Annotated in this window: 6 protein-coding genes and 1 tRNA gene; 4 read left to right on the top strand and 3 right to left on the bottom strand. The window is 50.1% G+C overall.

Features of this window, described 5'->3' with window-relative positions; translation table 11 throughout:
- Positions 1 to 341 precede the first annotated feature (341 nt).
- Positions 342 to 415 (bottom strand) — tRNA-Asp (locus tag QUA50_RS02735).
- Positions 416 to 910: 495 nt separating this feature from the next.
- Between QUA50_RS02735 and QUA50_RS02730 the strand changes: the two genes are divergently transcribed.
- A complete protein-coding gene (locus tag QUA50_RS02730; protein ID WP_333259201.1) occupies positions 911 to 1,741 on the top strand; it encodes a biotin--[acetyl-CoA-carboxylase] ligase in 831 nt (276 codons plus the stop codon).
- Positions 1,742 to 1,813: 72 nt separating this feature from the next.
- On the opposite strand, the gene QUA50_RS02725 is transcribed toward QUA50_RS02730, so the two are convergent.
- Both QUA50_RS02725 and QUA50_RS02720 read right to left on the bottom strand, forming a co-directional pair.
- Positions 1,814 to 2,896 (bottom strand): glycosyltransferase family 4 protein, encoded by a 1,083-nt coding sequence (locus QUA50_RS02725; RefSeq protein WP_333259204.1) that lies wholly within the window; start codon positions 2,894 to 2,896, stop codon positions 1,814 to 1,816.
- A 355-nt stretch (positions 2,897 to 3,251) separates the two neighbouring features.
- A complete protein-coding gene (locus QUA50_RS02720) occupies positions 3,252 to 5,573 on the bottom strand; it encodes an IMS domain-containing protein (protein WP_333259207.1) in 2,322 nt (773 codons plus the stop codon).
- 447 nt (positions 5,574 to 6,020) lie between these two features.
- Here QUA50_RS02720 and pdhA point away from each other — a divergent pair, with 447 nt between their 5' ends.
- The 3 genes from pdhA (at position 6,021) to QUA50_RS02705 (ending at position 7,936) form a co-directional block, all read left to right on the top strand.
- Complete coding sequence (pdhA, locus tag QUA50_RS02715; protein WP_333053708.1) at positions 6,021 to 7,058, top strand: pyruvate dehydrogenase (acetyl-transferring) E1 component subunit alpha; 1,038 nt, start codon at positions 6,021 to 6,023, stop codon at positions 7,056 to 7,058.
- 241 nt (positions 7,059 to 7,299) lie between these two features.
- Positions 7,300 to 7,551, top strand: a complete 252-nt coding sequence (locus QUA50_RS02710; RefSeq protein WP_333259210.1) for a hypothetical protein — start codon at positions 7,300 to 7,302, stop codon at positions 7,549 to 7,551.
- Between the two features lie 70 nt (positions 7,552 to 7,621).
- On the top strand, positions 7,622 to 7,936 hold the full coding sequence (locus QUA50_RS02705; RefSeq protein WP_333259213.1) for a hypothetical protein: 315 nt from the start codon (positions 7,622 to 7,624) through the stop codon (positions 7,934 to 7,936).
- Positions 7,937 to 7,998: the final 62 nt, after the last annotated feature.

Below are 7,998 nucleotides of genomic sequence, written 5' to 3'. Positions count from 1 at the left end.
GGAGAGACGGCTTGACTTTTGCCTGCGGGACTTTGACCTCCGCCGAAAAACGGATACTTGCTTTCCAACAGGAGGTGGGGATTTTAGACCCTAGTTCCAATTCCGAGATTCTTCTCCTGTGGAGTAAATCTAAAATCTAAAATCTAAAATCTAAAATCTAAAATCGACTCGCCAGAGGGGGAGACGGCTTGACTTTTGCCTGCGGGACTTTGACCTCCGCCCAAAAACGGATACTTGCTTTCCGACAGGAGGTGTGGATTTTAGACCCTAGTTCCAATTCCGAGATTCTTCTCCTGTGGAGCAAATCTAAAATCTAAAATCTAAAATCTAAAATCGACTGACGGGAGTAACGAGACTTGAACTCGCAACCTTTCGCTCGACAGGCGACTGCTCTGACCGGTTGAGCTATACCCCCGCGAAAATTAACAATATTTTGTCCTTGAATTACTCAAGTTGGGACGGGGTGGCGGTTGATTCCGCGTACTACAACCCGATCGGGCTTTTGTTGCCGGAGTCTACACCGCCGATGTCCGCAATTGTGTGACACGATTAACTTCCTATTCTGTTTTCAAGGTTCATATGGCTGGTGGGCTAAAGCTTTGAAGCTCTTTCCCCTTCGGCTTACATTTATACTACTTTATGTAGTACAAAGCTGTCAAGGGGGTAATACAACTTTTTTTTAAATTGGGTTTTTTAAAGGGGTGCCGATCGCTCCCAGCAACCCTCATGATTCCCCAAAATCCTTATATATCAATATTTTTACTGCTAAATAGGTGGCGTGGTGCTAGGTAAATCTGATGCGGAAACTGTACTACACTCCAATTTCCCTGAATTCTCGCCGTCGCGCGAGGTGGCACTTCTGGAAAATGCGATAATCAGCTTTTACATATCGAATACTACAAATCACACCTTGTCTGAATTGCCCTTAACTCCCGTGCCCGCAACCCCAGAATCCGATCGCCCAAACCTTCCTCTTCCTCACTGGCTGCACTCCTTAGATACCTGTCCCAGTACCAACAGTTGGGCGATTGCCCGCGCGGCCGGGCTCCACCACGGAGATGCAGTATTTACCAAGCGACAAACCAGCGGGCGCGGTCAACACGGGCGCACCTGGCACGCCCCAAGCGGTGTCTTGACTGTTAGTTTTGTACTCGACAACCTCAACCCCACTCTGTTGCCGGGACTCAGTTTAGCAGCGGGTTTAGCGGTGATTTACGCGATCGAAGATTTGGTTCCCGACTGTCGCGATATGCTGCGCCTGAAATGGCCAAACGATGTCTGGATCGATCGCCGCAAATTAGCCGGAATTCTCTGCGAAGCTACTTCGGGCAATGCTTTGGGCAAAACTCGCGCGGTTGTGGGAATTGGACTCAACCGCTGCGTAGATTTCGCGGCTGCGGGATTGGATGAAAGGGATCTCGGCAATGCGGTAAGCTTGCATTCTATTGCTAGTAAAGTACCAGATGAACTGTGTTTGGTCGATCGACTGCGGCACTATTTACTCGAACTAGCCGATATGTTTTCTACAGCAGACAAGCCAGCCTCCAAGTCCGGTTTAGCGCTACTTTTGCCGGAATTGCGCCGCCGCGATGGGTTGATTGGTTGCCCGGTGGCGATCGAACTTTCCTCCGAAACCATCTGCGGAGAAGCCGCCGGCATTGACGGATGCGGCCGCTTGTTAGTATGCTTGGCGGGCGATCGAATACAACCCTTTACCTCCGGGCGAGTTCGATTAATTTAAGACGAATCCCCACTGTTTACGTATAACGCCGGAAAATGCCTATTTCTCCATCTAGGGCTTGAAACGTCCAAACTACAAAATTATTGGATCAAAAATAGACCTCTCCTCTCTCTTTTTATCTCCTCCCATAACCTCAAACAATCGATCGACTACCCGCCTCCAAGTAAAATTTTCAGCAACAAAAGCCGGGCCCGCAACCCTCGCTTTCGCAGCCAATCCAGGCTGTTCGATCGCCCTGCACATCAAATCAATCAAATGTTCCCACTTAGGAGCTAAGATAAATAACGTTTCCCCGTCACTCTCCACACCCATAAATTTACTCTCAATCTGCAGTGCAAAGTCCGATCGCGTAAAATCCTCTGTAGCGCCGCCCTCCGTGCAAATAATCGGCAAACCGCAAGCGGCAGCTTCCAACACCGGCAGATTAAAACCTTCTGCCAAATAGGGAGAAACATAAACATCTGCAGCTTGGTAAAACTCTGCTATTTGAGCAAAAGATAGCTGGCTGCCACTATAAATTAATCTTGGTAAAACCCTCGCTCTTTCCGCATCGTTGAGCACAACTCGGCAGGCTTTTGCAATCTCGTCTCTCGACGGATAAAGCAGTTCTGAACCTTTTAAAACTAATCTCGCATCTGGATATTTGTCAACTACTGCCGCGAAGGCTTTTAATAAAGGGCGAATGCCTTTGCGATCCGTTTGTCCTCCGATGTTTAAAAATATAAAATAGTTTGACCAGCCCAAGCTTTGGCGCAGTGATTGACGCCGATCGCCCGCAGCAGGATAATAAATCTGAGCATCGACTCCCAAAGGTACGACAGCAATGCGATCGGCTTCAACACCGCTGCGAATTAAGCCGGCTTTTGACCAACCTGAAGGTGTAATAATTTTCGTTTCTGAATTAACCGGGGTTTGGGCGATCGACTTAACACCCATCGCCTGTAATACTGAACTGGTAACAATCCCCCATTCTGTGGCTGCAAATACCCAAGTTTGAGCGCTGCTGGATGCCGAGAAGTCCCACGGGCAGTACATTCGCAGGGTAACATCCGCTGACTGATTTACCCCAGGGCTCTTAATGCTGCGGAGTAATGTTTCATTTGGGCGATCGAACAAACTAATTTTCGTCTCCCAAGCTGGGTCAATGTAGGGCATATCGCGGTGGAAAAGCTCAATTTATCCTCGCGGGCGAGCGAGCATTTCCAGCAGTTGAAATTGATTTGCTACGCAATAGGAATGATAAATAAAACGCCAGCCTTCAACAATAATCTGCAATTCAAAACTCCAACTTTTGGCATGAAAAATTTAACTAATAATCAGAAACTGGTAATTAGTAATTAGCCAGCAAAAATTACCAATTACCAATTACCAGAAAGAATAGGTTTACAGCCAAAACCCCGATCGGGAGAAATTAAAAGAAGACTGTTCATTACTCCAATCCTCTTCGTTCCAGGTAGATGTCGGTATCCCAGGTCAACTGTCAACTGTCAACTGTCAACTGAACAATTCCTTACTTAATCACTTGCCAATCCATAATCCGCCACTGTCCCTCTTGACGGATCAAGTCGTAGCGCACCCGCAGGTTTTCATTCCGCGAAGAAACGAGTTGAGATCGATCGAACACTTCGGCTTTTTCCGAGACTTGGGCTTCTACTTGGGCGCGATCGGGATTAGTCGGATTTGTGGTAACTCCATTAACTTGCAGCTTGTGTACGTAACGCTGGTGCGCGTTGTTTCGCTGTTGAGCTTCTGCCATCAATTGCCAGCGAGACAAAGCCGGTTCTGTCAGAACTTGCCTTAATTCTTCGACAGCGTGATTGGGGCCCAAAGCCGCTGCTTTCGCCGACAGCCAGCTTTGAACTATTTGTCCGGCTGATTCCTCAGTGATTTCTCCCGACACTGCGCCTGCAGCCCTCGGTTCTGGGGCCGCGGCCAAGGCAGGGATTTCTAGGGGCGGTTCTTCCAGGCGGACGAGGGCTTGCTCTCCTCGGAGGGATGGGCCCGATAGGGCTTGCATCGCGCTAGCCAACAGACTGAGTATTAACCACAAAAGTAACAGGCTCAGGACGCCTGCAACTAGAAGCAAAGCCAGCCTGTTTGGAGGCATGGACTTGACTTGGGCGGTAATTTCTGCTGCCTTGGTGCGCGCCCGATCGACAAAATCGCCCTTTAGCCCATTGCCGCTCGCTCCGCTGCGGCCTGAATGTTGCCGTCTGCGATGTTTGGAAGTCGATTCAGCAGGATGTGGCACTGTAGCTATCGGGAGAGAGACGGGGGCAACAGCGCTCGGCGCCGCCACCGTTGCCGGGGATTTCGCGCCCGAGGCTGCGGTGGAAGCGTCGCCCGGTACGGGGGTCAAGGTGACTGTACTGGCTCCCTGCTTGGCTGTGGGTGGCTGTGCGGGTATGGCAGCAGGCGATCGGCCTGCGGCAGGTTGCAGTCGCCCTGGGGGCTTGCCGGCGCGGGGCTGCACGACGACCCATTCGTTGGCGGTTTCTGCGTCCTGTGGCAAAGCTTCTAGGTAAGCTTGTACTTTTGGGTCGGCAAAGTAGTCTTTCAGGGACACTGACTCGTTGGCCAAGTCGCGGAAGTGGGGAAACACTTCTTCTTGCAGCCAGTGTTCCGCGTACAAGCACAGTCCGGGCAACAAGTCGGGTGAATCTTGGGAATGTTCGCGAATGAAGGCCAGGGGTTCTTTTTCCGAACTGAGTTCGAGGGCTCTGCTGGCTTCTTCTGTCTGGCCCAGCAGCAGGGAACAGACGGCTTTTTCCAGGTGAACGTCTTGGCGGCGACCTAGCTGCATCAGCATCAGCTTGGCCCGACGGATCATTGACGGCTGTCTGGCGGCAAATCCTTGGGCTAACAGGGTGTAGACCGAGAGGTAAGTGGCGACTGCGGAGGGGCGGCCGGCTTCGGCTTCAAATAGCGCCTGCTGCTCGCTGCTGGTTAGGTGTTTACGCATTTGCTGCACGAACCGGAGGAAGTCTTCTATTCCTAAACCCGATCGATCGTCTCCCGAACCGTCGATACCGCCTCGTTCTTGAAGCATTTCTCGCAGGATTTCCAGTCCCTTGCGACGCTCAGCGACTTTTTCTTCGGGAAGTGATAATAGCTCTAAAATGTTGTACGGACGGAGTTTGTATATGTCGGCTTGCATTTCACCCCTCACGCTTGCAAATAGGCCCTCAAGCAGCAGCAATTCTTGACCTGCTTCTAATGATCTTGCGGCATTTTCGTACTGACCTTGCTGCCACTGTTCGCGGCCGAGTTCTAGACAGGCAAGGCTGACGGTTAAAACTATATCTGGCCTCACGAGCTGGGGGTCGCCGAAACGACCTTCTGCGATCGCGATGCTGCCATTGTTAAGATACGGGCGACCCAGCTTCTGTACGAGTTCGTATTCCCCCAGTTCTTGCAGTATGAGCAGGGCTCCTACGAATTGGTTGTCATCGATTTCAATACTTGGAGTGTGGGGGTCGGGAGCAGCGTCTAAAGCCTTGGACTCTGCTGGAACGGTTTCTCCTGGGTCTTGCAGGATTGTGGCCGGGCCTGCTGAGGTTTTTGACCTCTGGTGCTTGGCTTCGAGTGCGGCTTCTGACTCTCGATCGTAAGTTTTGGCTAAAAAACTGGCATCGTAAGCTTTGCGCCCCTCTGAGTCTGACAGAACGGCGCAGGCTTCATCGAGCAGTTGTTTGCGGGCGACGATCGCAACTTCGGAATACTCCCTGCGCGGAAGCTGTAAAGTTCGATCGCGGTGAGCCTGCTGCAACTGTTCGGCAGTAGCTTGAATCGGTAGACCCAAAATCCGGTAGTAATCTAGTGGAATTAACACTCGTCCACTTCCCCAAAGCGCTAGCAACTGAATTAGCCTATCTTAAGTGAGATACTCCCGCAAACCAAATCAAAAATTCTGGTGTTGGCTTCCAACCGCCCCATTCACGGTATGTTGGACTTGCCGTAGAGATACTCTGATTTTTTTCCCTCTAGGGCGTTTTACAGTGAGGACAAGGGAAAGCCCCACTGCCCGTCAGCTAAATGAGTAGTTTGACTCTTGAGCATTTTCGGGTTTGAGAGTAATGGAATTATATCATTCGTGTGGATGGGGTTTAGACGGGAGTTGGTTCTCCGAGTCCCGGCCATTTGCCCCGAGGGCCAAACTCATTTTAACAATTGGTGAACTGCTGCACAGAAAAGGTGCGATCGTTTTCTGCTGCGGTTGTGTCCCATCTGGGTTTAAATTTAGATGTCTAGGAAGCCGATCGTCGGGTATTAATTATTTATGGTTCAGGAACGGACTTTACCAGTTTTTGACGCGCAAAGCGTAACCATTTCTCGGGATGAGGGCTTGATGCTCTACGAGGATATGGTCTTGGGGCGCTATTTTGAGGACAAGTGTGCTGAGATGTACTACCGGGGCAAAATGTTTGGTTTTGTCCACTTGTACAACGGTCAGGAAGCTGTCTCTACTGGCGTGATTCGATCGATGCGCCGGGATGACACCGATTACGTCAGCAGCACCTACCGCGATCACGTTCACGCTTTGAGCGCGGGCGTTCCGGCGCGGGAGGTAATGGCGGAGTTGTTCGGGAAGGAAACTGGTTGCTCGAAGGGCCGCGGCGGTTCGATGCACATGTTTTCGGCCGAACACCGGCTGTTGGGAGGTTATGCTTTTGTGGCTGAGGGGATTCCTGTAGCTACGGGGGCGGCTTTTCAATCGAAGTACCGCCGCGAAGCTTTGGGGGATGAGAGTTCCGATGGGGTGACTGCTTGTTTTTTTGGGGATGGCGCTGCAAATAACGGGCAGTTTTTTGAGTGTTTGAATATGGCGGCTTTGTGGAAGTTGCCGATTATTTATGTTGTGGAAAACAACAAATGGGCGATCGGGATGGCCCACGAGCGAGCTACTTCCGATCCGCTGATTTACAAAAAGGCTCATGCTTTTGGCATGGCTGGTTTTGAGGTTGACGGGATGGATGTTTTGGCGGTGCGGGAAGTGGCGAAAGAAGCTGTAGCGCGGGCGCGGGCGGGCGAGGGGCCGACTTTGATTGAGGCTTTGACTTATCGCTTTCGCGGCCATTCTTTGGCCGATCCTGATGAGTTGCGTTCTAAGGAAGAGAAGGAATATTGGTTCCCCCGCGATCCGATTAAGAAGTTGGCTGCTGAGTTGATCGATCGAACTTTGGCAACGGCTGAAGAATTGAAAGAGATCGATCGTAAGATTCAAGCAGTAATTGACGATGCAGTGGATTTTGCTGAGAAAAGCGCCGAACCTGATCCTAGCGAATTGTATCGGTTTATCTATGCAGAAGATGAGTAAGCTTTTGTGCATTTAACTTGTATGTTTAGGGCGGGCCGGATGCCCAATCCCGACTCCCCACAAGTGCGATAGATCCCCGTAGGGACACGGCGAAAGCCTTTGTCCCTACTGCACTTCCTCAACCTGGAATACGCTGTAAGACTTACCTACAAACTCTACTTGTAGGGTGTGCATTGCGAACCTTACAACCATCAATTAGGGCTATAATCAAAGGTAGACTTTCTAGACGAAAAGAGGCGATATGATAAATCTCGATCGCGCTCAAACTCAAGCCCGCAAAAATATGGGTGCAGTTCGAGTCAAAGTCAAGCTAACGAATGCCATTGATGCAGAGTTAGTCAAGAGAGGATTGCTCAATCCAAATCTGTTGCGTGTGTACGAAGCAGAAGCACTCATAGATACTGGTACGCTACGCACAGCTATTCCTGTAGAAGTCTGCGAACACCTGGGTTTAAGAATTAGGAGTCAATCGATTTTAGATTTTAGATTTTAGATTTTAGATTTTAGAGGCGACCCCACAGATAAATGCTCTTTATTGAGGATTTTCGATTTTCGATTTTGGATTGATTCCACGGATAAATCACGTCGCGGCTACCACCTTTGAAATGGGTAGTCAGGAAATAGCAAAATATGCTGATGGCCGACAAGAAACAGTGGGTTTTACTAGACCGATTATCATTGAAATGGAAGGGCGCGAAACGATTGATGCGGTAATGGTTTTAGGCGATATCGCAATCATCGGTCACACTGTGTTAGACACTTTCGATTTGCTAGTAGATTGCAAAAATCCGCGTCTAATTCCCAATCCCGAAAATCCCGAAAGGTTTGTATTGAGAGTTCACTACTATATCCAACTTAAATACCTCCCCGGAGGCTAAGCTGTTCGACCTTTAAAGGAGGATAGTAGGGGGCCCAGCGTCAATAAGCGTTTCCCATGTAT

The organism is Microcoleus sp. M2_D5, from assembly GCF_036701935.1.
Lineage (GTDB): Bacteria > Cyanobacteriota > Cyanobacteriia > Cyanobacteriales > Microcoleaceae > Microcoleus.
Note: the sequence above shows the minus strand (reverse complement) of the source record. Positions and strands in the feature narration are given on the sequence as shown.